Here is a 24,350-nt window from a genome sequence, read left to right as displayed (position 1 = left end):
GAACCATGATGACTAGCACCCTGAAAAAAATCTCGCGCCGTGTCGCGCTTACCCTCGCCGTCAGCGCCTGTTTTTCCCCTGTCACCCAGGCGGCGGAACTGCTGACCGAGGGCGTCTTTAAGGTGGGGATGGAGGTTACCTACCCGCCGTTTGAGTCCTATGACAGCAATAACAACATCGTCGGTCTCGACCCGGAGTTCGCGACGCTGATCGCCGAGCATCTGCAGGCCAAACCGCAGCTGATCGACACCAAGTTCACCAGCCTGATCCTCGGCATCGGCAAGAAATATGACGCGGTGATCTCCGGGATGTACGTGACGCCGGAACGCCAGAAGCAAGCCGACGCCATCCCTTACGCCCTCTCCGGCGCGTCGATCATCGCCCTGAAGGGCGGCGCGGTGCAGCCGAAAACCGAAGATGAGCTGTGCGGCGTGAAGGTCGGTCTGCAGGCAGGCACCACCTGGGTGACCAGCCTGAAAAAACACTCCGATGAGTGGTGCCTGAAAAACGGTAAACCGGCCATCACCATTCAGGAGTTCCCGACGGCGCCGGAAGCCTCCCAGGCGCTGCTGTCGAAGAATATCGACGCCCAGCTCGAGATTGCCCCGGCGGCGCAGATTATCGTCGATAAGAGCCGCGGTCGCCTGGCGATAAGCTCGACGCGCCTGGTCTACCCGCTGCCGCTGGGGATCTACGTCGCCAAAGGCAACACGGAGCTGGCGGAGGCGATTAAGGCCACCCTCGCCACGCTGAAAGCCAACGGCCAATATGCCGCGCTGATCAAAAAATACAACTTAGAAAGCATCGATTAAGACAATAAGCACTGCGCAACAGGAGTCGGTATGGCGTTCGATTGGGGATACTTTTTTTCATTGTTTAGCATTGGGGCATTCTGGCAGGCGTGCGTGACCGTGATCGTGGTCAGCACCTTGTCCTGGGGGATCGGCCTGGTGGTCGGTTTTCTGCTAGCCTGCGCGAAGCTCTCGGCGCCGCGCTGGATCAAGATCCCCGTCGAACTCTATATTTGGTTTTTCCGCAGCGTGCCGCTGATGGTGCTGCTGGTGTTTGTCTACAACCTGCCGCAGCTGTTTCCGGTGACCCAGCCGCTGCTCGGGGTGCCGTTTATCGCCGGGCTGGTGTCGATGACCGTCACCGAAGCGGCCTATATGGCGGAGATCCACCGCGGCGGGCTGTTGTCGGTGGCCAAAGGGCAAAGCGAGGCGGGCCATGCGCTGAGCTTCAGCTTTATCGGCATCCAGCGGCTAATTATTATTCCTCAGGCGTTTCGCATCTCGCTGCCGACGCTGATCAATGAATACATCACCATCATTAAGCTGAGCTCGATTCTGTCGGTGGTCTCCTTACCCGAGCTGCTGCTCACCGGCCAGCGCTTGTACGCGCAAAATTTCCTCGTGATGGAGACGCTGCTGGCGGTGGCGGTGTACTACGTCATGGTGGTTACCGTCTTCACCTGGCTGTTCCGGGGGCTGGAGAATAGCCTCGATATTCAGCGCAAGCGTCCGCAAACCCTCAGCGAGGCGGAATGCCAGGCGCTGCGCCAGAGCCTGCCGGCGCTGACGGAGGAGATCAAAACTCCGGCCGTCAACGGCGCGCCGCCGGCGCTGGATCTGCGGGGCATCCGCAAATCCTGGGGTCAGCATGAGGTGCTGAAAGGCATCGACCTACAGGTGGAGAATGGGGAGGTGATCAGCATCATCGGCCCGTCCGGCTCAGGCAAAACGACCCTGATCCGCACCATCAACGCCCTCGAAAGTATTGATGGCGGGGAGATCATTCTCTACGGCGAGGACTACCTGAAAGGCGGAGCCATCGTCGATAAACGCCAGATGCGCGCCGGGGTGCGGCGTATCGGCATGGTCTTCCAGAGCTTCAACCTGTTCCCCCACCGCACGGTGCTCGACAACGTGATGCTGGCTCCGCGCTACCACCAGCTGCTGGATCAGCCGGTCGCCCGCGAGCAGGCCCTGGCGCTGCTCGACCGCGTCGGTCTGCTGGCCCACGCCCACAAATACCCCGGCCAGCTCTCCGGCGGCCAGCAGCAGCGCGTGGCGATCGCCCGGGCGCTGGCGCTGAAGCCGGACATCATGCTGTTTGACGAACCGACCTCAGCGCTGGATCCCGAGCTGGTGGGCGAGGTGCTAAAGGTCATTCAGTCACTGGCCCGCGAAGGCATGACCATGCTGATTGTCACCCACGAGATGGATTTTGCCCTGTCGATTTCCGACCGCGTGGTGCTGATGGAGAACGGCGTGGTGCAGGCCGACATCGCCCCGCAGGTGATCCGCAGCCCGCTGGAGGCCCCTTCTCTGCAACGAATCCGTGAATTTATGGGAGTACGCTAAATGGCAACTGAGCAACACCTGCGCCAGCAGCTGGCCGCCGCCTACCGTCTGGCGGCGCTGTTCGGCTGGGAGGATACCCTCTACACCCACTTCTCCGTGCGCCTGCCCGGCGACGGCGAGCCGCGCTTTTTAATTAATCCCTTCGGCATGATGTTTGACGAGGTCACCGCCAGCAACCTGATCGTGGTGGATATGCAGGGCAAAGTCGTCGAGGGCGACGCGCCGGCTAACTCGGCGGGCTTCACCATCCACAGTGCGGTGCATATGGCCCGGGAAGACGCCCACTGCGTGATCCACACCCACACCCTGCCGGGGATGGCGGTGGCCGCCTGCGAGGATGGCCTGCTGCAGCTCAACCAGATCAGCACCGAGTTTTACCAGCGCGTCGGCTACCACCCCTATGAAGGGGTGGCCTTTGACCTTGACGAACGGGCGCGCATTCAGCGCTCGCTGGGGAATAATATCGCCATGATCCTGCAGAGCCATGGCCTGCTGTCGGTGGGCCGCACCGTGGCTGACGCCTTTTACATCATGTACTACCTCAACCGCGCCTGCGAGATCCAGATGGCCGCCGCCCAGCTGGCGGCCCTCAGCCCGGTCCACACCATCGCCCCGCATCTCAGCCAGCACGCCTGCGAGCAGCTGATGGGCGTGGAGCATGAACGTCAACAGGTCTGGCAGGCGTGGTTGCGCCGTCTTGACCGTCTCGATACCTCTTACCAAGACTAACGCCTATGTCTGATATCACTATCGTGGTGGATTGTAACGACGCGGATTTCGCCCGCGATATCTGCGCCGCCCTGCAGCAGTTTCCCGACGTCACCGCGCTCCTGCCCCATCACCAGGCGGCGCGCGACGCCCAGTACGCCAGCTGCTGGTTCCCGAACCCGCAGCTGTTGACCCGCTCGCCGGGGCTGAAGCTGATCCAGGCTGCCTCCGCCGGGGTCGATCATCTGCCGCCCGCGCTGTTCGCCAGCGATATCCCGCTGTGCCGGGTGATCGATGAGGACTTTCGTCACGGCATGTTCGAATATGCCCTGTGGAGCGTCCTGTGGTTTCAGCGCCATTTCGACCGGGCGCTGGCCCACCAGCGGACCCAAACCTGGAAGCTCTATCCCCAGCGCGCCGCCGCCGACTTCCATATCGGCATTATGGGCCTCGGCGAAATTGGCGGCTATATCGCCGACCAGCTGGCCCGCCTTGGCTATCGGGTCTCCGGCTGGTCGCGCAGTGAAAAGCAGCTGGCTGGCGTCACCTGCTATCGCGGCGCGGAGGCGCTCGACAGCTTCCTCGGGTCGCTTGACGGACTGATTAACCTCCTGCCGCTCACCGCGCAGACCCGGGGTATCCTCGCCGCGCCGCTGTTCAGCCGGCTTCCCGCCGGAGCGGTATTAATCAACTGCGGGCGCGGAGAGCATATGGTCAATGAGGATGTACTGGTGGCGCTGGAGAGCGGCCAGCTCGCCGGCGCAGTGCTCGACGTCTTCCCGCAGGAGCCACTGCCGGCTGACGATCCGCTGTGGCGCCATCCGCAGGTGGTGATCACCCCGCATATGGCCTCTGCTGCCCCTGCCGAGGTGATCGCCCGCCAGCTGCTGGAGAACATTCAGCGCCAGCGTCGCGGGCTGCCGCTCAAAAACCTGGTCAATAAGCACGCCGGTTACTGATCCCCACCGATACCGTCGCTGCTACGCTTAATGGGTGATTCACAACCAGAAGGCAGGAACATGAAGATTGATTTATCGGGGAAAGTCGCGCTGGTCACCGCCTCCACGGCGGGTATTGGCTTTGCTATCGCCAAAGGCCTGGCGGAGAGCGGCGCAGAGATCATCATTAACGGGCGCAGCGAGCAGAGCGTGAACGCCGCCATCGCTCGTCTGCAAAATGAGGTGTCGGGCGCGAAGGTGCGACCCGCCATCGCCGACCTCAGCGGTGCCGACGGCGCAGCCCAGCTGCTGCGGGCGGTGACCGGCGTCGATATCCTGGTCAATAACGCCGGGATCTATGGCCCGCAGGATTTCTACGCCACCGACGACGCGACATGGGACAACTACTGGCAGACCAACGTCATGTCCGGCGTACGCCTGTCGCGGGGGCTGCTGCCGGCGATGGTCAGCAAAGGCTGGGGACGGGTGGTGTTTATCTCCTCGGAATCGGCGCGCAATATCCCGGCGGATATGATCCACTATGGCGTCACCAAGACCGCCCAACTGTCGCTGGCCCGCGGCCTGGCGAAATATGTCGCCGGCAGTGGAGTGACCGTTAACAGCGTTCTGCCGGGGCCGACGATTTCTGACGGCTTTGCCGAAATGCTGAAAGACGAAGTGGCGAGAACCGGCCAGTCGCTGGAGGAACTGGCGAAAGCGTTCGTCATGACCCACCGTCCGAGTTCGGTGATCCAGCGGGCGGCCTCGGTGGAAGAGGTCGCCAATATGGTGGTCTACGTCTGCTCGCCGCAGGCGTCGGCCACCTCCGGCGCCGCGCTGCGCGTCGACGGCGGCGTGGTGGATGATATTCTCTGACGCCTCTCATTCAGGGGAGTCCCCCTCCCCTGTCGCCTTTCCCGGCGCTAAAAAGCGCAAAATGTTAAAAAACAGCCGCAAAGTCGCACAAAGTGAACAGGAACATGTATTCCCAAAACTTATGATATTTGTTTTAACTATAAGTTGTGGTGTTAATGTCTCTGTTACGAAGCTTGCTTTTCTTTCTCGGCGCGGCGGTCGCAGCCGCTCTCGCGGTACTCTGCCTGTGGGTGGATATTCGGGTATTTGGCAACGACATCCCGGAGGTGTCGCTGACTGAAGTGGTGCAGGAGAGCGTGCTGGCCGTCATCGTACTGGTTCACTTCCTGCTGGCGCGCAACTACCCCCACTTACGCTACAGCAATATCCTCATCGGCGGCTTCTTCCTCGCCATGCTGATCCGTGAGCTGGATGGCCTGTTTGATTTACTTTCCCATGGCAGCTGGGTGTGGTTTGCCCTGCTGGCCACCGCGGGGTCGCTGCTGGCGCCGCTGCGCCATCTGCGTCAGACCCTGTCGCAGCTGGCGGCTTATACCCGCACGCCCTATTACGGCATGATGATCAGCGGCCTGCTGGCGATTCTGGTCTTCTCGCGGCTGTTCGGCATGCACGGCCTGTGGTACGCCGTACTGAATGAGAACTTCGCCCGGGTGGTGAAAAATACGGTGGAGGAAGGCAGCGAGTCGTTTGGCTATATGCTGTGCCTGACCGCCACCCTCGGCTACGCCTGCTACTTCCGCGGTCTGGCGCGACAGGCGCTGTCGCCGCAGGGCTGACTGCGGCCGATAACCACCGCCGGACGCGCCCGCCGGCGGTGACGCGCCGCCGCGTTAACCGCGAATTTTCCATTTCCGTTTGAGAACCTCTTTGTCCTGGCTATCCAGCCACTGGTTCACTTTCTCCAGCAGCGCCGGATTATCTTTACTCATCATATACACCTTATCGCTGGCGGTGCCGGCGAACGGCGTCTCGTTGGCGACGCAGAACACACCGGGTTCTTTGCTCTGGTAATAGTCGCCTTCGATCAGATCGGTCACCATCATATCGGCCGTTTTCTGCCGCAGCGCCTCCAGATTATCGACGTTGTTCTGTACGCGAATAATCTGCGCCTGCTTAATATGCTCATCGACAAAGCTCTGGTTTGTGCCGCCAGGGTTGACGACCACCTTCACCTCCGGACGGTCAATCTTCTCCAGCGATCCAAGCCGTGGCGCAGCCTGACAGTTGGCTAAGGCGATTTTACCGTTCGCTACCACCGGGTGGCTGAGGGCGAAGTCCTTCGCCCGCGCCGGCGTCTGCGTCACGCCGCCCATCGCAATATCGAATTTGTCCGCCTGCAGATCGGCGGCGAGCGCGGGCCAGCTGGTGTAGACGAAGCTCACCTTCAGCCCCAGCGTGCGCCCGAGATCGCGGGCCATGTCGACGTCATAGCCCTGCAGCTCGCCGGCGGCATTGCGAAACGCCAGCGGGGCGTAGTCGCCCGGCACGCCGACCTTCAGTTCACCGCTGCGCTCGATGGTTTGCATATCGCGCGCCTGGGCGCCGCAGGTCATTATCGCCAGCGTCAGCGCCAGCCCCACCGTCAGTTTCATCTCGCCATCCTTATTGTTATCGGGTTTGCGCGCCGGGGTGGCGGGCCGCTTCTCAGTCAGCACCCTCCGCCGCGCGTAACAGGGAATTCATCCTATTTTTAAATTCCGGGACATACAACCCGGCGTGGCGGTTGCCGATCGCAAATCTGACAACGAAACAGGGCTACGCCCGGTGAATGATTTCTCATCCGCCGGGCGTAGCCTTACGCCAGCGATCGTATTTTCCAGCCTGACGTGATGTCGAAATTAGGTTCAAAAACAGCAGCAGGAAAAATCTAACTCATTGTATTAAAATAACAAAACATTTTATCTCGCGATATTCCCCCTTCCACTCTGGTCATTGTCCGTCTTATTTACTCCGCTATTTTCCCACGCTAATATCCCGGTAAAGCGATAATAAATAACATGCGCAGATTATTTCCAGACGTAAATAAATTGGTAAGTTAAATAAATTAATTAAAAACATATCCAGTGCAAATAATTCCCCCCTGACGCGGCAGAATTCATGCTCTGGCGATCTGTTTTATCGGCAATACAGAAGGAAAGAAAATGAAATTAATCTCGCTGTGTCTGGCGACATTGGTTGCCGGACTGGTTGCCGGCCCGGTTGGCGCGGCAGACGGCACGCTGAACTTTATCGGTAAGGTTGTGAACGGGGCATGCAAGCTTGAGGGAGCGGGCGACAACGGGGTCATCAACGTCAGCATGGGCGACATTCCGCTGTCGCGGCTGAAAAACAGTCAGTCTGGCACCGGGCCGGCGGTAGGTGTCGATATTCGCGTCAAAGATTGTGAGAAAGGCACCTACTATATTGTGGTGGATGGCCCCACCCCCACCGGCATGCCTGAACATCGCGTACTGGCCCTCGACGGCCGCGGCAAGCCAGCCGGCAACGTAGGAATTCTGCTCACCGACCGTACAGGCACTCCGCTCAGCCTCGATGAACGCATCGATCCGCAACACGATCCCCGCATTGAGATCCCGGTGGACGGCGGCTCCGGCACCTTCAGGCTCAAAGCTTTCTACTACACCTGGGATAAAGCCCACATGGATCCTGGCGACGGCAACGCGACGGCCCGGTTTACCATTATGCAGGAATAGCTTTCCGGTCAGGGATGAAACGTCGACGTAAAGGAAGCGATCATGAAAACTCAGGTGGCTGTTTTGCTCAGCGCATTGGCCTTTCAGGCCTGCGCCGGGATAACCATTAATGCCTCACGGGTGATCTATTCAGGAAAAGACAAAGTCGCCAGCCTGAATATCAATAACCGCAGCAGCACCCCCTATAAAGTGCAGATCTGGCTGGACGCCGGGCTCAATGCCTCGCGCGTCGGCCTGCCGATGGTGGCGACGCCGCCGCTGGTCTATTTATCGCCGCAGCAATCCGCCCAACTGCGCTTTATCTATCTCGGCAGCGGGCTGCCCGACGATCGGGAAAGCCTGTTCTGGGTCAATATCCAGGAGACGCCGCCGACCGCCGGCGACAATCATACGCTGCAATTTGTCGTCCGCACCCGTCTAAAGCTGTTTTATCGTCCACCCGCCATCGCCACCACCCTCGTCAAAGAGGTGCAAAAGCTGCAGTGGCAGCAGAGCGGCAATAACCTGCGCTTGACGAACTCAGGCCCTCTGCATATCACCCTGGTCAACGGAGCGCTGATCGATAATAAAGGCCACCTCTCGCCGATGAGAAACGTGATGCTCCGGCCCTACAGCAGCCATACCGTAATGACCACCGACAGCGCTCGCCTGTACCAGTTGAACTATATCGACGACTACGGCGCGGTAGTGCCGATCCCGCTGCAGGGCAGTCTGCCCCCGGGGCCAGGCTAGTTATACTCCAGGGCGAAGGTCACCATGCTGTTGGCCGTGCCCGCCGCCACGGTGGCGTCGGTTTGCACATACTGCGCGTTAAAATTGATAGCCTCGGCGGTCCCGGCGCTGGCGCCGGTTACCCTTTTCAGGATCGGCAGATTGCTGGCCTCATTGATCTTAACGCTGGTGCCGTCGGGCACCGCCGCGCCGGGGTTATTGCCGTAGGTCAGCTTCACGCCGACGCCGCTGGCGCTGTTGCTGACCTGGCTCAGCGCCAGGGTATCGCTCTCCACGCTCACGCCGAAAAAGCCGATGCGCACGTCGGTCGGCGTCGGACAGAACACCGGGATCGAAAAGCGCTTCGCCTGGCCGCCGGTGCTCCCTTTACCGTGAAACTCCGCCCGGTTTACCGTGCCCAGAGTGACCTGGATCGACGACGTCGTCACCTGACAGCTACCGCTGCTGCCGATGTCCACGTTCAGGGCAGCCATATCGATACTGACCGGCGCGCTGGCGACATAGCTGGCGCTGCCGCTGGCCTGCTGCTCAATGGTCATCTCCCCCACCTGCGGCAGCGACGGCGAGTTGGTATGCGTCCCGTCCGCCAGCTGCACCGTCCCGGTTTTATAGAAGGTCACCGCGATCCTGACCGTGGTTTGCTGCTGCGTCATCAGCGCCGGGAGCATCGCGCTGTCGCACACCACCACCGACTCGCCGCCCGCGGAGTGGCTGCCGTCGATAGCGCGCATCGGGCCGCCCGCGCACTGAAAGCTGAGCGAGTACCCGATGCCGTCGATGGCGCTGGGGTAGACGTGCTGTCCGTTAATCACCACCGGCGCGCCGCCGGTTTTCAGCTGCTTATAGACGATGCGTTTGGCGCTCGCCGTCGGCAGCTGCAGGTCGCAGGAAAAAGGGATCCCACTGCCGTTATCCGCCATCGCGCTGGTCATCTGGGTATTGATCGGCAGCGTGGGTAAATACTTGATATTGGGAATATTGACCGTGGTCTGACCGATATTCGCGCGGCAGGTTTCCGCCCGCACACCGGGAAGATAACCGCTCAGCGTCAGCAGAAAGAGGAAAGGAAGTAGACGAAAAACAGATTTCATAGCCGCCTCAGCGTGTCTGGCACAGTCCGGAGACGGTTTTCACCGTGTTCAGACTCTGCTGTGGGTTATCCGGAAGATGAAAATGCAGCCTGCAGCTCTGCGACTGGTTGTTCACGACCCAGCTCACCGCCAGGGTCCCCTCCTGCGGTACGCCGCTGAGGTACACCTGGCCGCCGTCAGCCACCATGCCGCCCGGCGCATTGCCGCTCTCCTCCGCCGTGACCAATTGCGCGCTGGCGCCAAACGGTAACGGCCCGTGGGCATTGCGGAGGGTAAACAGCACCCGGTTGCCAATGTGGGTCCGGTAGTTGGCCATCACCACCGCGCCGCCGCTGGGGATCACCGTCTGCCCCTGCTGGTCGACGTCGGTATCATCCGCCATCGACTCCGTGTCGAGGGTAATGACATTTTTCCGATAGGCGGTGAGGGACGGCACCACGGCATAGCCGCGCCAGTCGGTGTGCACATTGTTGCCGTTTTGTACCGCCACCCCGGCGGCCCCCGGCGCGCGGACGATGGCGAAGCTCTCGCCCACCGTCTGGCCGAAAGTGACCCCGTGCGGATGCGCGACCACCGAGCCGGCGCCTCCCCAGGTCAGCTGGTTGCTGGCGGCGTCATGGCGATAGCCAAGCTGGGCGTTGCCGAAGCCGCCGTGGTAGTCGAGAGCAGCGCTGCTATTGCTGCCTCGTCCCTGATTGCCATAGCCCTGCTGAACCGAGTAGAACAGGTTCGGCCGCGACGGCACCGCGCCATACAGCGACACCTGCTGCGAGGTATAGCCATTGCTGTCCGAGGTGGTGTTGTAGCTCACCGCGCTGTCGGACAGCGGACCACCCAGCGGAATATTGATATTGAAAGACCAGGAGCGATCATTTTTTTGCTGACCGCTGGCGCGGGTGTAGTAATAGCCCACACCCCAGGAGATCCCTTTCCAGGCGCTGTAGAACCCGAGATGTACCGTCTCATCCCGGCTCTGCCGGTGCCAGTATTCCTGCGACCAGGCGGAAACCGCCAGACTCCCCAGATCGCCAAGGCTTTGTGACACCGAGATCTCTTCCCGTCGGCGCCGGTTGTCCACCTGCCCCTGCGCGCTTTCCAGGGCGCTGGCTTCGGCAAAATCGTAATAGCCGCTGGAGGAGTAGCGATAGCTGGCGAGGCTGAATGCGGTGCCCGAGCTGACAAAATTTTTCTGATACTGAGCGCGCAGCGAATGGCCCGCATAGCGCTTACCCGACGGGGTACGGGTGACGGCCTGGGTGACGTCGCCACCCAGCGATCCGAATTCGCCGAAGCCGCGGCCCAGGCCCAGCGCCCATGACTGATAGTCCTGGGCCAGCTGCGTGCCGCCGTAGAGGGTAAATCCTGCCGACAAACCATAGAACAGGGTGCCCTGCAGGAATTCCGGCGAGCGCACCGAATCCGCCCCGGAGTGGTAACGGCCGGCGCTGAGGCTGAATTTGCCTCGCCCTTCGCGCAGCATGTAGGGCACGGCGGAATAGGGTTGGGTAAAGGTGCGCACCGAACCATTGCTCTCGGTCAACTTCACCTCCAGATCGCCGCTCTGCGAGGTGGGGTAAAGATCGCTGATGGCGAACGCCCCCGGCGATACAAAGGTTTCGTAAATCACATATCCGTGCTGGGAGACGGTCACTTTGGCATTGCTGTGCGCCACGCCGCGAATGGTGGGGGCAAAGCCACGCTGGCTGTCCGGGAGCATCTCATCGTCAGACATCAGCTGTACGCCGCGAAACGGGATGCTGTCAAACACGTCGCCGGTGGTGTAAGTATCGCCGATCCGCAGCAGACTCTTCAGCGAGCGGACGTCGCGCTGCAGCCAGGTACTCTGTGAATCCCAGTGTCGGCGCTGCTGGTCGTACTGCATTGAGGAGACGTTGCGCAGCCGCCAGGCGCCCAGGTTAACGCCGCTGCGTAAATTGAGATAGTTTGAGCGGCTGCTCTCCCCGTCATCGGCGTTCTTGATTTGCGCGCCGGAAAAGTAGTAATCGACAAACGCGGCCGGCACGCCATCGTCCCAACGCGAGGGATCGATATAGCCGCGGCTTTGCACGTTCATCGCCGCCTGGGGAATACTCAGCGTCAGGCGCTGGTTAGCGAAGGTGAAGCGGCTGCTGGCGTCGGGAATAAACTTCTCGATCCGGGTGAAGGTCTCACCCTCATGCAGCGTTTGAAAAGCCGGAAACGCGCTAACGTTAACCCCATACTCCGCCAGCTGCCCGGGCGTCAGCACCGGCTGCAGCTTCCCGCCATCGTCAACAAACGTAATATCGGCCTGGCCCAGCTCCTGGTCGTTAACCACCACGGTGACAGGGTAAGTCCCCGGCTGCTGTCCGCCGGGTTTGGCAAAGTAGTGCAGATCGGAGGTTTGCTGCTGCGGGTCGGCAAACTCCAGCGCCGCCGGGTCAAAATAGTCGTCAGCCAGCGCCCGGCTCAGCGGGCTGAGACAACAGATCATCGTCGGCAGCGTCGCCAGCGCCAGCGCCCGTCCGGCGGTGACGGGCAACGCGGCATACTCCCGCACCCTGGCTGTTGTTATTCTTTTCATGCTGGCGCCGTCCGGTAAGCTCATTACAAAGGGGAATTACTGCTGGGCGAAATCGCTGACGCCGCCGTAGTCGTTAATCGCCCGCCATTTGACGGTGCCGTGCCCGCTCACCGACCACGTTTTCTGACCGAAGGGGGCCACCATGCCAGGGTCGTCGATTGCCTGCCCGCCCACCGCGACGGAATAAAAAGAGACAAAATAGGGAGTGGGGTTTGCCACCGTCAGATGACCGCCGGACTGGCTAAACTTCAGCTGCTGCCAGGCTTTCGCCGGGTCGCCCGCCAGGCCGTTGGGGCGATAGAAGATTTTGAATTTCGACTTAATATTGACCTGCAGCTTGTTCACCTCGCCCTGGGGCGTCGGGGCGATACTTTTGACGTTCAGCCAGTAGACCGATTCACGGTCGCTGGGCAACGAGGCGCCAATAAAGTTAATGCGCAGGACGTTATTTTACTCCGGATCGAGACGGAACAAGGGCGGTGTGACAATGAAGGGCACCCTGGCCTTATCGTTTTCCGCGTAATTTTCCACCCATGACTGCACCAGATAGGGCGTATGGGTATCGGCATTAGTGACTGAAATAGCAGCTTCACGCTTCCCTTCCTGATAAATCACACGGGTTCCACCCATGACAATACCGGCCTGCGCTGCCGTGGAGCATAGCAGAAAGGCCGCAACGGCAATTATTTTCTTCATCATGACTTACCATCAGGCAAAGGTTGAACAGACAATAAAATAAAGCAGCAAATAACAGAGCCAGTACCCGTCGGGATAATTAGCAAAAACAACTATACCGTCACGAATATATTTCATGACTTCATGACAATTATCTCTTTAGCTATCTGCAATTAATCAGGACGCAATGAACTGACTCTGAATAACGTGCAATATGATTAGTTATAAATCATATTGAAATTAGCCGTACCGTCGGCTTTACCTGCCGTCACGGTCGCCGCGGTGGAGACATAGTCGGCGTAAAACTCGAGGTCGGCAGTGCCGGTGCCGCCGCTGGAACCCGGAGTGACCGTTTGTTTTGCGGTCGTTTTACCGAGGCTGACCGCCGTCGTCTGATCGTGCTCATACAGCTTAATGGCTACGCCTTTGGCGCCGCCGCCGTTGATGGCCAGCAGGGAGGTATCCGTCTGTTCACGCGCGCCGTCAAACAGCACGGCGACGGTAGTCACGCTGGCCGGCAATCTTTCACCTTGATATGGAAAGGAGTTTTCGTGGTTTCGGCGCCGGTGCCGGTAAAATAGTTGCTGGCCCATTTGCCCAGATCCACAGGCTGGCCGGAAGAATTACTATCGACGTTGCAAGAGCTGTCGGTGATCGACCCATTGAAGGTGATCTGCCCGCCGGCGCCTTGCGCACTGGTGCCCGAGTTTGGATTAATGGTATTGGCCGCAGTAGCCTGGAAGGCGACGCCAGAAAGCAGCGCCCCTATGAGGATGGTGATAAAGCGAGGTTGTTTTTTCATTATTTATCTCATCGTTAACGAATATATTTTCCATCATCGCCAATAGCTCCATAGCTATCGCGAAACGGCTCGTCAGCTCCTCCCTGTAAATGTTCATTGCGTTCCTTCCGCAGGATAGTAGGCACACGTTCTCTCCACTCTGCTTTATTTCGCCAACAGATGGCCATGAATGACAAGCAGAAGAAAAAAGAGTTATTTTGATGTGCGAAATAAATATATTACCCGAAGTATCAAAAGGCAACCTGAGTAAATGTTAATTGTAGGTTAACAACTGTATTCGCCATAAAGTTAATTTTTGAAATGGCTTTTCAATGTTAATTTACATATCTATACAAAAGAAATTAAAATACCTTTAAACAACAACAGATCAATTCCATTAACAAATTTAAAGATAAGTGTTCAAAAAGTCGTCTTGTTTTATTGTGCGCTTGCCGGGCAGCACCAAAAAATTAGGAATTTTCCTGGTATTAATATTCATCATTTCTACACAAACGACGAAAAGACAGTCAGCCCCCATCCGATAATTTCTTGTTCTGGAAGTGTTTTTATTTTCAAGTGAAAGTGGTTATATCAGTGATGTGAATATATTGCCGTTGCCGCCGATACAAACCCATCGTTTGCATGGGGTTATTTTGAAGTAAAAAAAATCCGCAACCCGAATGGATTGCGGACTGGGGATCAATCAGAAATGAGATGGACTTCAGAACAGGCCCAGCGGCGCGGTGCCGTAGCTCACCAGCAGGTTTTTGGTTTGCTGATAGGCATCCAGCGCCATCTTGTGCGTTTCCCGGCCGACGCCGGACTGTTTATAGCCGCCGAACGCCGCATGCGCCGGATAGACATGATAGCAGTTGGTCCATACGCGACCCGCTTTTATGCCGCGGCCCATGCGATAGGCGAGGTTGGTATCGCGCGTCCACACCCCAGCGCCGAGGCCAAACTGGGTCTCATTGGCGATAGCCAGCGCTTCCGCTTCGTCCTTAAAGGTGGTCACCCCGATCACCGGCCCAAAGATCTCCTCCTGGAAGGAGCGCATATCGTTGCGGCCTTTAATTAGCGTGGGCTGAATATAAAAACCATTATCCAGCGCCGGCGCGATAGCCGCCCGCTCGCCGCCGGTCAGGATTTGGCCGCCCTCTTCCCGGGCAATCTGAATATAGGAGAGGATCTTGTCGAACTGCTGGCGGGAAGCCTGGGCGCCGATCATGGTGTCGGTATCTAACGGATCGCCGCGGCGGATCTGCGCCACCTTCTCCATGACCCGCGCCATAAAGGGCTCATAGATGGATTCATGGATCAGCGCCCGCGACGGGCAGGTACAGACCTCACCCTGGTTGAAGAAGCCGAGCACCAGCCCCTCCACCGCCTTCTCAATAAACTCCTCTTCTCCCTCCATCACGTCGGCGAAGTAGATATTGGGCGATTTGCCCCCCAGCTCGACGGTGCAGGGGATAATATTCTCCGCCGCGCAGGCGAGAATATGCCGCCCGACCGGCGTGGAGCCAGTAAATGCCAGCTTGGCGATACGTTTGCTGGTGGCCAGCGCCTCGCCCGCCTCTTTGCCGAAACCCTGCACCACGTTCAGCACCCCGGCCGGGAACAGATCGCCGATCAGCTCCAGCAGCAGAGTAATACTCAGCGGCGTCTGTTCCGCCGGCTTGAGCACCACGCAGTTCCCCGCCGCCAGGGCCGGGGCCAGCTTCCACGCGGCCATCAGCAGCGGGAAGTTCCACGGGATAATCTGACCGACAACCCCCAGCGGTTCATGGAAATGGTAAGCCACCGTGGTTTCATCAATCTCGGCGGTACTCCCCTCCTGGGCGCGCAGGCAGCCGGCGAAGTAGCGAAAATGATCCACCGCCAGCGGCAGGTCGGCGTTCAGCGTTTCGCGGATCGGTTTCCCGTTGTCCCAGCTCTCCGCCACCGCCAGATATTCCAGATGCTGTTCAATACGATCGGCGACCTGCAGCAGCAGCCGGGAGCGCTGCTGCACTGAGGTTTTGCCCCACGCCGGCGCCGCACGGTGGGCGGCGTCGAGGGCGAAGTCAATGTCTCTGGCATCCGACCGGGGAAACTGCGCAATGTTGCTGCCGTCTACCGGGGAGGTATTCATAAAGAATTCACCGCTCAGCGGCTCGACAAATTTACCGTCAATAAAGTTGCCGTAAGCGGATTTAAATGAAACCAGGGCGCCGGGCTGGCCAGGGTGTGCATAACGCATCGCAAATCTCCTTCTGTAGGGTTGAGACGCAGCGGCATATTGATTTTTTAAACTTGCCGCCGAACGCTTCTCACTTTGCAGGGGTTATGCCAGTTTTTTATTTACTTTAAATCTTTTTATTTATTAATAGGTTGCCTTCACTAACTGGGCAGATGGTCAGCCACTGTTGCACGGGTTTCCACTTATGTGTTGCAAATCGCAACACCAAATAAACCAAATAGCTACAATATTGCAACACAGCAACATCGACCCAGAGGTGCCCTGTGCCAGGCAATCCCTTTCTTCTCGCACCAGAGGTTAACGCCAATCCCCTGCTGAGCGATTCATGGTCTCGCTGCCAGCGCTACGGTCTGGATCCCGCTACCGAGGATTTTCCCCGCCTCGACGCCGGCGAGCTGGCGGATCGACTCGCCAGCCACCGCAGCCTGCAGCAGTTGGCGCAGCCGGTGGTGGAAGCCCTGTCGCGCCAGGTGGCGGACCTGCAGTCGGTGGTGATCCTCTCCGACCCCGGCGGTCTGGTGCTGCACACCGTTGGCGATACCCAGGCGATGCAAAAGGCGCAGCGCGTGGCGCTGGCGCCCGGCAATCTGTGGAGCGAAAGCGGGCGTGGGACCAACGCCATCGGCACCGCGCTGGCGATTGACGACGGCTGCGAAATCGATGGCCGTCAGCACTTTCTCACCCGCAACCAGAATCTGTACTGCGCGGCGATGCCGCTCCAGCGGCCGGACGGAAGTATCGCCGGCGTGCTGGATATCTCCGGCCCGGCGGATTTTCCCCACCAGCACACCTTTGGCTGGGTGAAAGCAGCGGCAAAGCAGATTGAGTATCTGTGGGTGAAGCAGAGCCTGCATCCTGAGCAGTGGCTGATGAGCCTGCACCGGCAGGTGGACAAGCTCGACAGCGTCGAGGAGCTGCTGCTGGTCTTTTCCGATAACGTCCTCACCGCCGGCAACCGGCTGGCGATGCGCGAGTTCGGCCTGAGCGCGGCGCAGTTTGGCCAGCTCACCTTTGCGTCGCTCTTTCCGACGCTGACGCAAACGGCGGTCAGCGTTCCCCTGCCGCTGACCACCCCGCAGGGTCGCTATCACTATCGCCTGCGCGAGCCCACCCGCCGCCGGGTGGCGGTGAGCGCCCCGCCGGCCATGCAGCTCCCCTTCACCAGCCCGCGGGAAGGCGAAAAGCTGCTCCGGCTGCTTAACGCCGGCATCGCGCTCTGTATTGAGGGGGAAACCGGCAGCGGCAAAGAGTATGTCAGCCGCACGCTGCACCAGCACAGCCGCTGGCGCAGCGGTAAATTCGTCGCCATTAACTGCGCCGCCATTCCGGAATCGCTGATCGAGTCCGAGCTTTTCGGCTACCAGCCGGGGGCGTTTACCGGCGCCAGTAAAAATGGCTATATCGGCAAAATCCGCGAAGCCGAGGGCGGGGTGCTGTTTCTTGATGAGATCGGCGATATGCCGCTGGCGCTGCAGACCCGCCTTCTGCGGGTACTGCAGGAGAAAGAGGTGGCCCCGCTGGGCGCCAGCCGCAGCGTGCCGGTGAACTTCGCCTTGATCTGCGCCACGCACCGCAACCTGACCCAGCGGGTCAGCGCCGGCGAATTCCGCGAAGATCTACTGTGGCGCCTGCGGGAGTATGCCCTGGCGCTGCCTCCGCTGCGCGAGTGGCCAGCGCTGGAAACCTTTATCGCCACCCTGTGGCGCGACCTGGGCGGCGCTTCGCGCCGGGTGACGCTGTCCACCGCGCTGCTGACCCACCTCAGCCAGCTGCCGTGGCCGGGAAACGTACGCCAGCTGCAGAGCGTCCTGAAGGTGATGCTGGCCCTCGCCGATGAGGGCGACACATTAACGCCCGATGCGCTGCCGGAGACTTATCGCACCGCGCCTGCGCCGCTGCCGCGCGGGGGATTGCAGGCCCATGACGAGCAGTTGATTGTCGATACCCTCGCCAGAGTCAACGGCAACGTCAGCCGGGCGGCGCAGATGTTGGGCATCGCCCGCAGCACGTTATACCGTCGCGCCGCCCGTGCCGGACGGCCACGCCGCTGAGACTATGGCGTAAAGCGCGCCGGCAGCCAGGAGAACATCCGCCGGCTGACGGCCTCGCACAGCAGAACCAGTCGTGGGCCGACCGCCTGCCAGACTCGCTTCGCCACGATGACCCCACCGACGGCGACCAGGGCCGCGCCCACCATATCCAGCGGAAAATGCACCCCAAGATAGATCCGCGACCAGGCCACCGGCAGCGCGGCCAGCAGCATCAGCAGGCCAAGCGCCCGCAGGCGCAGCGACAGCAGCGCAAACGCAGCACTGAACATCACCGTACCGTGATCGCTGGGAAAGCTGTTATCCGCCGGATGGCTTATCCAGGTATGGCCGAGGGGGATCATAAACGGCCGCGGATGGAACCAGAGCGTCCCGCACACCATCCCCAGCCCGAGGGAAATGATCACGGCCAGGGTCATAAACAGCGCCTGACGATGTCCCTCACGGCCACCGAGAAACCACAGGCCGAGCGCGATCGTCGGCATCATAAACACAATGCCATTGGCGCAAAAACTGGCCAGCGACAGCAGGCCATCCGCGGCGCCAGGCTGCGCGTTAAGCGCGAAAAAAACAGATTGATTCAGGGTTTCCAGGGCGTTCATGGCGATAGCTCTCAGTCGTCATCTTTCTGTCATTATCGCCCGGATGCCTTAAGATACCCTTAACCGCTGGGCGGTGTGCTTTTAGCAAGGCGCAGTCCTTCCCGCAGGGCATCGATCGCCACCCGCGTTTTTTGCGGCAGCCACGGCCCTTCCGGCCACACCGCGTGGATAGCGAAACGCACACGGCCGCTGGGCGCCAGAACCTGCTGCAGCGTCCCGTCGGCGAGCGCCTGCTCCACCAGCCAGTCCGGCAGCCAGGCGATGCCCATCCCCTGCTGCGCCGCGGCGGCGATGGCGGCAAAGTCATCCTGCACCAGCCACGCCTCCGGGGTGAAGCGCACTTCGCCCTGCTGCGGGTCGTAAAGTTGCCATTTTTGCAGCTGACCGTTATGCAGATAGCCGAGGGTGCGGTGCTCGCTCAGCCCGGCGATGGTCTGCGGCGCCGGCTGGCGGCGCAGGTACTCCGCCGCCGCGCACAGCACCATGCCATGCTCCCCCAGCGCCCGCGCCCGTAGCGACCCGGTATCGGCCAGGCTCCCGATACGCACCGCGAGATCAAACCCCTCTTCCAGCAAATTGACCTGCCGGTCGCTGTAGTGGAGCTCGAGCTTCAGCAGTGGATAGCGCTGACTCAGGCGGAACAGCAGCGGCGCCACGCAGCGCTGGCCAAACAGCACCGGCAGCGAAATCCGCAGCCGTCCCTGCACCTCGCCTTTGCCGCGCTGCAGCGCTTCTTCGGCCTCGCGAATGCGACCCAGCGCCTCCCGACACTGGTGATAAAATTGCTCTCCCTCTTCCGTCAGCAGTTGCCTGCGGGTGGTGCGCTGGAATAGCGCCACGCCGAGACGCGCCTCCAGCCGGGCAATGCTTTTCCCCACCGCCGATCGCGTGACGTGGAGGATCGTCGCCGCGCTGGCAAAGTTACCGCTCTCGACCACAGTGACAAACACCGGGATCGCGTTCAGATCGTCGCGCACAGATTGGTTCCTTACGGGATACAATAGCGGAAAATAATGTCACTCCAGAGAGAAAAAAGACAGTGTTAGTCTCTGCCTCTACCCTTTACCTGAGGCACTTATCATGGCTAACGTTCTGGTATTAAAATCCAGCATTAATGGCGAAACATCCCTGACCAATCAGCTGATTAACGAATTTCTCGCGGCGCGCCAGGCGGCGGGTCACCCCGATCGGATCCGCGAACACGATCTCAGCGCCATGGCGCTGCCGACGCTGGATGGCGCGCTGTTCGCCGCCCTGCGCGGGGCGGCGGATCCGCAGCCGGCCATCCGCGCGGCGGTTGCGCTCTCTGACCAGCTTATCGCCGAGTTAAAAGCCAGCGACCTGCTGGTGATCGGCGCCCCGATGTATAACCTCAACGTCCCGACCGACCTGAAGAAATGGTTCGACCTCGTGGCGCGGGCGCGGGAAACCTTTCGCTACACCGACAGCTGGCCGCAGGGGCTGGTCGAGGGCGTCCGGGCGGTGGTCGTCAGCAGCCGCGGCGGTATTCACCAGGGCGAAAGCACCGACGCCGTCACCCCCTATCTGCGCGCAGTGCTGGGGCTGATGGGGATCCATGAGGTGGAGTTTATCTATGCCGAAGGGCTGGATAACCGCCCGCACGGTCGCGACGCCGGGATCGCCAGCGCCCGTGCGCAGATAGCCGATCTCGCCGTTCCGGCCTGAGTCACGGGAAAATGTGCTGGCGCTGGCGGTCTTTTTATTTTAGAGTTATCTAAATTTAGAAAAAGCTAAAATACATGACTACACCTGAAGATCTGCAGGCCCGCGCCGGAGAAGCCGCCACGCTAATGAAAGCGATGAGCAATCCTCACCGATTGCTGATCCTGTGCATGCTGTGCGACGCGCCGCGGGCCAGCGCCGGTGAACTCGCCCGCGCCACCGGCCTGAGCCCTTCCGCCACCTCGCAGCATCTCGCGCGGATGCGTGACGAGGGGCTGCTCGACAGCGAACGCGACGCTCAGCGTATTCACTATTTCATCACCCATCCTGCAGTACAGCAGGTGATCAACACGCTGAAAACGCTCTATTGCCCGTGAGGAGCCTATGACCATCGCCACCTTAACCCCTGCCGAAGCCCGGGCGCAGATTGCCCAAGGCGCGAGACTGATAGATATCCGCGATGCGGATGAATACGCGCGCGAACATATTCCCGATGCCGAGCTGGTGCCACTCGCCACCCTGAACGGCGGCGCGACCCTAAACGCCCGGGCCGGCGAGCGCGTGATCTTCCACTGCCAGGCCGGCTCCCGGACGCAGAATAACGCCATTCGTCTGGCCGCCGCTGCCGCGCCGGCGCAGGTCAGCCTGCTGGCGGGTGGGATTCAGGCGTGGAAAGCCGCGGGGCTCCCGGTTGAGGAAGATAAATCGCAACCGCTGCCGCTGATGCGTCAGGTGCAAATTGCCGCTGGCGTTCTGATTTTACTGGGGGTGCTGCTGGGCTATACCGTGAACGGCGGCTTTTTCCTGCTCAGCGGCGCGGTCGGCGCCGGGCTCACTTTCGCCGGGGTGACCGGCTTTTGCGGCATGGCGCGCCTGCTGGCGATCATGCCGTGGAACCGGCGCCAGGGGAGTTAAAACGCACTCCAGATAAGCCAGGCAATGCCGCCGAAAAGCAGCCATTTGACGATGTAATAGACCGTCTTATTCCATTTTTTCAGCCGCTTGCCGACAATACGGATCTGGTAGATATAGCGAAATGCCCGGTTAATTCCGCCGGTGCGATCGCTGGCGTCGTTGGGCGCCGAGGCGGCGCTCATCAGATAGCGCCCCAGCCAGTGGTTGACCTTCTGCGCCCAGCGGTAGCGCATCGGCCGTTCAATATCGCAGAACAGAATCAGTCGATTCTCACCGCTGGTATTTTCTGCATAGTGGATATAGGTCTCGTCAAACAGCACGCCTTCCCCGTCGCGCCAGCTGTAGCGCTGACCATCCACCTCGATAAAGCAGCGGTCATCGTTCGGCGTCGCCAGGCCAAGATGAAAGCGCAGGGAACCGGCGTAGGGGTCGCGATGGCGCGGCAGACGGCTGCCGTCAGGCAGGGTGGCGAACATGGCCGCTTTTACCGACGGGATATCCCGCAGCAGCGCGGTAGTTTGCGGACAAAGCTGGCTGGCGGAAGGATGGGCATCCTCATACCATTTCAGATAAAAGCGTTTCCAGCCGGTTTTAAAAAATGAGTTAAATCCGGCGTCATTATATTTATCGGCCGCTTTAATCTGCTCCAGTTGCTGGAGGCGGATCCCTTCTTCGCGAATAACCAGCCAGTTCTGCTGCAATATCGCCAGCTCGGGAAACATCTCCGGGCGCAGATAAGGCGTATTCGGTACGCGGGAAAATAAATACATAAATCCATTCAGCGGCGCGGTAAATGTGGAATGGTCGGAGAGCTGTCGCCAGAAACGATAGCGCACCCGTCCGCGGTAATGGACATACAGTACAGCAATAACAATGATCAACAGAATGATATACTTCATGGTGTCTTTCCTGACCTGATTGGTGGTAACCCTACCCTCGCCGTCCCCCCTTCTCAGCAGCGGTATGGCGCCAGCAAAACATTAACAACTCTAATACATATACCTCCAAATTGTTTTAACAAAAAAGAGCACACCCGGTGTTCAGTGAACGGGCGTTGAGCTATGGTTTAGGTTCATACGTAGTATTAACAGTGAGGAGTGAATGATGTTTTCTGTCGGCGATCTGGTGCAACCGCGTGCGGGCGGGCCAAAACTGAAAGTGATCGAAGTGCAGGGCGAGGATCTGGTGGTGGTTCAGGCCGCTCAGGAGCAGGGAGAACGCTATACGCTGAAGTCAGACGAGGTGACGCGATATCAGGAAGAGGGAGACTTCGGCGTCTGCTGAAGCTCCCTCGCTGCAGGTCATAAGGCCAGGCCGGGCGGTGGGTCTTCCCCGCCGTCGTGGCGCTGGCCGAATCGGTTTTAAATTAAAAAGCTGTCCAGCGATTTCCCCTCGGCGACCGCCAGGGCAATCGGCTTCGGCATTCTTCCCTGGCCGGTCCAGGTTTTCTCGGCGCCGGTATGATCGGTATAACGATATTTCGCCGGGCGCGGTTTCCGCTTTTTACCGCCCGCCATCGGCGGCTGAATATCGGCCACCAGCTCGTCAGGAGAAATACCGTCGGCGCGCATCAGCTCAAGCCAGGTATTCACTTTTTCCTGATATTCCGCTTGCTGCTGTGCCGCCAGCTGCTGTTGCGTACGTATTTCTTCAGTGACGATCCTGAGCTTTTCCAGCATCTCTTCAAGCACGTCAATGGAGAATTCACGGGACAGCGCGCGCAGTGAACGGATATTATTCAGTTTGTGTAACATTGAAGACATAAAATTAAAAAATTCCAAATAGCAAATTAAAAGACACAACGCGGCAAGTGTAATAGAAACGTTTATTTATTTCCAGCCTGCGGTTGTCCAGATAAATATATTATGCAGAGAGTAAATCTCTTCCGCCTGCCCTATATCGGAAAATCCCCGATTCTTTTTCGCCAGCGCGGGCCAACGAGACCATGAATAAATAAAAGCGGCGGATAGTGAGATAGGAAAATATATTCAGCAGGCGATATTACCTTTATGGTCAGCGGCTTATCCTCTTATCGTCGGCGGATGCGCAGGCCTTCTCAGCCCAACCTAATGAATAGTTACTCGGCCATTCAGAATAAAACGCCACTCGGCATTTTAGAATTTTCCACCACAAAAACCGGCATAATGGCATAAAAACATCTAAACGAGACACTCATCACAGGCTAACGCGATTTTGCGCCACGGCGAGTGCTCAGACGCCGAATCGTGGGTCAAACATCACGGCAAAAAACAACATAACCATATGAAATAAAACACATTTAACAAAATAAGCAATAAAAGTAGCGTAACGGGCAGAAAACCAACCGTCGCAGAGTATTTTATCGACAAAAAGGCAATAAATAAAAATTTATAGCTAGTTGCCACTTTTAATGCAGAGATATACTCTACGCACATCAAAACAGGCAGCCCAAAAACGCTATACTAACGCGCATTTTTCGGCGTTTTTGACTTCATTTTCGAGGAGCACTCCGATGTTCTCTGCGCACTCCCGCTTGCGGCATGCGGTTGCAGACACCTTTGCGATGGTGGTTTACTGCACCGTCGTCAACATGATGATCGAAATTTTTCTCTCTGGTATGACGTTTGAGCAGTCGTTATCGTCGCGCCTGGTGGCGATCCCGGTCAACATTATTATTGCTGTTCCTTACGGGATTTATCGCGATTTCGCCATGCGTCAGGCCCGGCGCATCACTCCGGCCGGCTGGATGAAAAATATGGCCGACGTGCTGGCCTACGTGACCTTTCAGTCGCCGGTATATGTCGCCATTCTGTGGAGCGTGGGTGCGGACTGGCACCAGATTGTCGCTGCGGTGAGCTCGAACCTGGCGGTATCGATGATGATGGGCGCCGCTTACGGCTACTTCCTCGACTATTGCCGCCGCCTGTTCCGCGTGGCTCCCTACCAGCAGGCAAAAGCCTGACCGACCCGTTAACAGCGACTGGCTCTGCCAGTCGCTTCCTCCCGCCAGCCGACTTCGCCCGGGCCTTTATCCAGCGAATTAATTCGTCGACATGGCCGGCTTAGCTTCGCCAAATAGCCCATTCAGAAAACGCTCAAGCGCCATGCGTGAGCTAAATCCGTGCGGAATTCCATAATGCTGCTGCGCATCCCCGGCTAAATACAGCGGAAACTGTTCATAATGGTCGCAGGTTTTGATATCTGAAGCCGGTTCAGCCAGCATATTGCTGCGCTCTTTTAACGCCGGATGAATAACTAACGCTGTTCGCCCCATGCGCGCTTCGCGGTTCACATAAACATAATTATCGCCGCGGCGATAGCCGTACGCTTTTTGCGTCACAACATCCATGGTGAAGCCGGCTTTTTCAAGAACACGCGCCACCTCATCGGGTCTTAAATACATACTGATTCCTCGTTATCTTTTACCGCACATTGACCTTACCTTATTCATTAAGGGCAGT

General features: G+C 59.0%; 22 protein-coding genes and 3 pseudogenes. 14 read left to right on the top strand and 11 right to left on the bottom strand.

Annotated features, from left to right (window positions below):
• The first annotated feature begins 8 nt into the window (after nt 1-8).
• From MKS11_RS03455 to MKS11_RS03430, 6 genes are all read left to right on the top strand, one after another.
• Complete coding sequence (locus MKS11_RS03455; RefSeq protein WP_087770862.1) at nt 9-812, top strand: ABC transporter substrate-binding protein; 804 nt, start codon at nt 9-11, stop codon at nt 810-812.
• 30 nt (nt 813-842) lie between these two features.
• On the top strand, nt 843-2,363 hold the full coding sequence (locus MKS11_RS03450; protein WP_023318955.1) for an amino acid ABC transporter permease/ATP-binding protein: 1,521 nt from the start codon (nt 843-845) through the stop codon (nt 2,361-2,363).
• Entirely contained in the window at nt 2,364-3,092 is a 729-nt protein-coding gene (locus MKS11_RS03445) for a class II aldolase/adducin family protein (RefSeq protein ID WP_049093578.1), read from the top strand. It abuts the gene before it with no gap.
• A 5-nt stretch (nt 3,093-3,097) separates the two neighbouring features.
• The gene (locus MKS11_RS03440; RefSeq protein ID WP_284109372.1) at nt 3,098-4,030 is read left to right on the top strand and encodes a glyoxylate/hydroxypyruvate reductase A; all 933 of its coding nucleotides are present in this window, start codon (nt 3,098-3,100) and stop codon (nt 4,028-4,030) included.
• 60 nt (nt 4,031-4,090) lie between these two features.
• On the top strand, nt 4,091-4,885 hold the full coding sequence (locus MKS11_RS03435) for an SDR family NAD(P)-dependent oxidoreductase (RefSeq protein WP_043521343.1): 795 nt from the start codon (nt 4,091-4,093) through the stop codon (nt 4,883-4,885).
• A 155-nt stretch (nt 4,886-5,040) separates the two neighbouring features.
• Complete coding sequence (locus tag MKS11_RS03430) at nt 5,041-5,661, top strand: hypothetical protein (RefSeq protein WP_004205741.1); 621 nt, start codon at nt 5,041-5,043, stop codon at nt 5,659-5,661.
• 54 nt (nt 5,662-5,715) lie between these two features.
• Here the strand turns inward: MKS11_RS03430 and MKS11_RS03425 are convergent, their stop codons facing one another.
• Nucleotides 5,716-6,477 (bottom strand): transporter substrate-binding domain-containing protein, encoded by a 762-nt coding sequence (locus MKS11_RS03425; protein ID WP_032426131.1) that lies wholly within the window; start codon nt 6,475-6,477, stop codon nt 5,716-5,718.
• Between the two features lie 549 nt (nt 6,478-7,026).
• Between MKS11_RS03425 and MKS11_RS03420 the strand changes: the two genes are divergently transcribed.
• Together MKS11_RS03420 and MKS11_RS03415 are read left to right on the top strand one after the other, a co-directional pair.
• Entirely contained in the window at nt 7,027-7,578 is a 552-nt protein-coding gene (locus MKS11_RS03420; protein WP_048295413.1) for a fimbrial protein, read from the top strand.
• A 42-nt stretch (nt 7,579-7,620) separates the two neighbouring features.
• Nucleotides 7,621-8,310, top strand: coding sequence for a molecular chaperone (locus MKS11_RS03415; RefSeq protein ID WP_017900629.1), 690 nt, complete (start codon nt 7,621-7,623; stop codon nt 8,308-8,310).
• On the opposite strand, the gene MKS11_RS03410 is transcribed toward MKS11_RS03415, so the two are convergent.
• The 5 genes and pseudogenes from MKS11_RS03410 to MKS11_RS03390 all read right to left on the bottom strand — a co-directional run bounded on the left by MKS11_RS03410 (nt 8,307) and on the right by MKS11_RS03390 (nt 15,662).
• Nucleotides 8,307-9,401: a fimbrial protein gene (locus tag MKS11_RS03410; protein ID WP_032456492.1), complete on the bottom strand. Its 1,095-nt coding sequence runs from the start codon at nt 9,399-9,401 to the stop codon at nt 8,307-8,309. The two genes, MKS11_RS03415 and MKS11_RS03410, sit on opposite strands and share 4 nt — an antisense overlap.
• Nucleotides 9,402-9,408: 7 nt before the next feature.
• A complete protein-coding gene (locus MKS11_RS03405; RefSeq protein ID WP_114267693.1) occupies nt 9,409-11,964 on the bottom strand; it encodes a fimbria/pilus outer membrane usher protein in 2,556 nt (851 codons plus the stop codon).
• Nucleotides 11,965-12,000: 36 nt separating this feature from the next.
• Nucleotides 12,001-12,663 (bottom strand): annotated as a pseudogene (locus MKS11_RS03400) (molecular chaperone).
• Nucleotides 12,664-12,857: 194 nt separating this feature from the next.
• A pseudogene (locus MKS11_RS03395) lies at nt 12,858-13,441 on the bottom strand (fimbrial protein).
• A gap of 700 nt (nt 13,442-14,141) precedes the next feature.
• A complete protein-coding gene (locus MKS11_RS03390) occupies nt 14,142-15,662 on the bottom strand; it encodes an aldehyde dehydrogenase family protein (RefSeq protein ID WP_004205728.1) in 1,521 nt (506 codons plus the stop codon).
• Between the two features lie 263 nt (nt 15,663-15,925).
• On the opposite strand from MKS11_RS03390, the gene MKS11_RS03385 reads away from it, so the two are divergent.
• Nucleotides 15,926-17,713: a sigma-54-dependent Fis family transcriptional regulator gene (locus MKS11_RS03385; protein ID WP_004205727.1), complete on the top strand. Its 1,788-nt coding sequence runs from the start codon at nt 15,926-15,928 to the stop codon at nt 17,711-17,713.
• 2 nt (nt 17,714-17,715) lie between these two features.
• On the opposite strand, the gene MKS11_RS03380 is transcribed toward MKS11_RS03385, so the two are convergent.
• Both MKS11_RS03380 and MKS11_RS03375 read right to left on the bottom strand, forming a co-directional pair.
• Complete coding sequence (locus MKS11_RS03380) at nt 17,716-18,312, bottom strand: undecaprenyl-diphosphatase (protein ID WP_004205726.1); 597 nt, start codon at nt 18,310-18,312, stop codon at nt 17,716-17,718.
• A gap of 59 nt (nt 18,313-18,371) precedes the next feature.
• On the bottom strand, nt 18,372-19,289 hold the full coding sequence (locus MKS11_RS03375) for a LysR family transcriptional regulator (protein WP_284109371.1): 918 nt from the start codon (nt 19,287-19,289) through the stop codon (nt 18,372-18,374).
• A 103-nt stretch (nt 19,290-19,392) separates the two neighbouring features.
• Between MKS11_RS03375 and MKS11_RS03370 the strand changes: the two genes are divergently transcribed.
• From MKS11_RS03370 to MKS11_RS03360, 3 genes and pseudogenes are all read left to right on the top strand, one after another.
• Nucleotides 19,393-19,998: an FMN-dependent NADH-azoreductase gene (locus tag MKS11_RS03370; protein ID WP_004205724.1), complete on the top strand. Its 606-nt coding sequence runs from the start codon at nt 19,393-19,395 to the stop codon at nt 19,996-19,998.
• Nucleotides 19,999-20,072: 74 nt separating this feature from the next.
• Nucleotides 20,073-20,372, top strand: coding sequence for a helix-turn-helix transcriptional regulator (locus MKS11_RS03365; protein ID WP_048295417.1), 300 nt, complete (start codon nt 20,073-20,075; stop codon nt 20,370-20,372).
• Between the two features lie 7 nt (nt 20,373-20,379).
• Nucleotides 20,380-20,926 (top strand): annotated as a pseudogene (locus MKS11_RS03360) (rhodanese family protein).
• On the opposite strand, the gene lpxO reads toward MKS11_RS03360, so the two are convergent.
• Nucleotides 20,907-21,809, bottom strand: coding sequence for a lipid A hydroxylase LpxO (lpxO, locus tag MKS11_RS03355; RefSeq protein ID WP_004205722.1), 903 nt, complete (start codon nt 21,807-21,809; stop codon nt 20,907-20,909). The pseudogene MKS11_RS03360 and the gene lpxO overlap by 20 nt on opposite strands.
• A gap of 205 nt (nt 21,810-22,014) precedes the next feature.
• On the opposite strand from lpxO, the gene MKS11_RS03350 reads away from it, so the two are divergent.
• A complete protein-coding gene (locus MKS11_RS03350) occupies nt 22,015-22,194 on the top strand; it encodes a hypothetical protein (RefSeq protein ID WP_004205721.1) in 180 nt (59 codons plus the stop codon).
• Nucleotides 22,195-22,271: 77 nt separating this feature from the next.
• On the opposite strand, the gene stpA is transcribed toward MKS11_RS03350, so the two are convergent.
• A complete protein-coding gene (gene stpA, locus MKS11_RS03345) occupies nt 22,272-22,673 on the bottom strand; it encodes a DNA-binding protein StpA (RefSeq protein ID WP_004205720.1) in 402 nt (133 codons plus the stop codon).
• Between the two features lie 728 nt (nt 22,674-23,401).
• Here stpA and alaE point away from each other — a divergent pair.
• Nucleotides 23,402-23,851, top strand: a complete 450-nt coding sequence (alaE, locus tag MKS11_RS03340) for an L-alanine exporter AlaE (protein ID WP_004205719.1) — start codon at nt 23,402-23,404, stop codon at nt 23,849-23,851.
• A 78-nt stretch (nt 23,852-23,929) separates the two neighbouring features.
• Here alaE and MKS11_RS03335 read toward each other — a convergent pair whose 3' ends face one another.
• Nucleotides 23,930-24,292, bottom strand: a complete 363-nt coding sequence (locus tag MKS11_RS03335) for a DUF2002 family protein (protein ID WP_004205718.1) — start codon at nt 24,290-24,292, stop codon at nt 23,930-23,932.
• Nucleotides 24,293-24,350 lie beyond the last annotated feature (58 nt).

Source organism: Klebsiella sp. K5-45 (genome assembly GCF_030128605.1).
GTDB lineage: Bacteria > Pseudomonadota > Gammaproteobacteria > Enterobacterales > Enterobacteriaceae > Klebsiella > Klebsiella quasipneumoniae.
The sequence above is the reverse complement of the archived record's forward strand: the minus strand, read 5'-3'. Positions and strand labels throughout refer to the sequence as shown.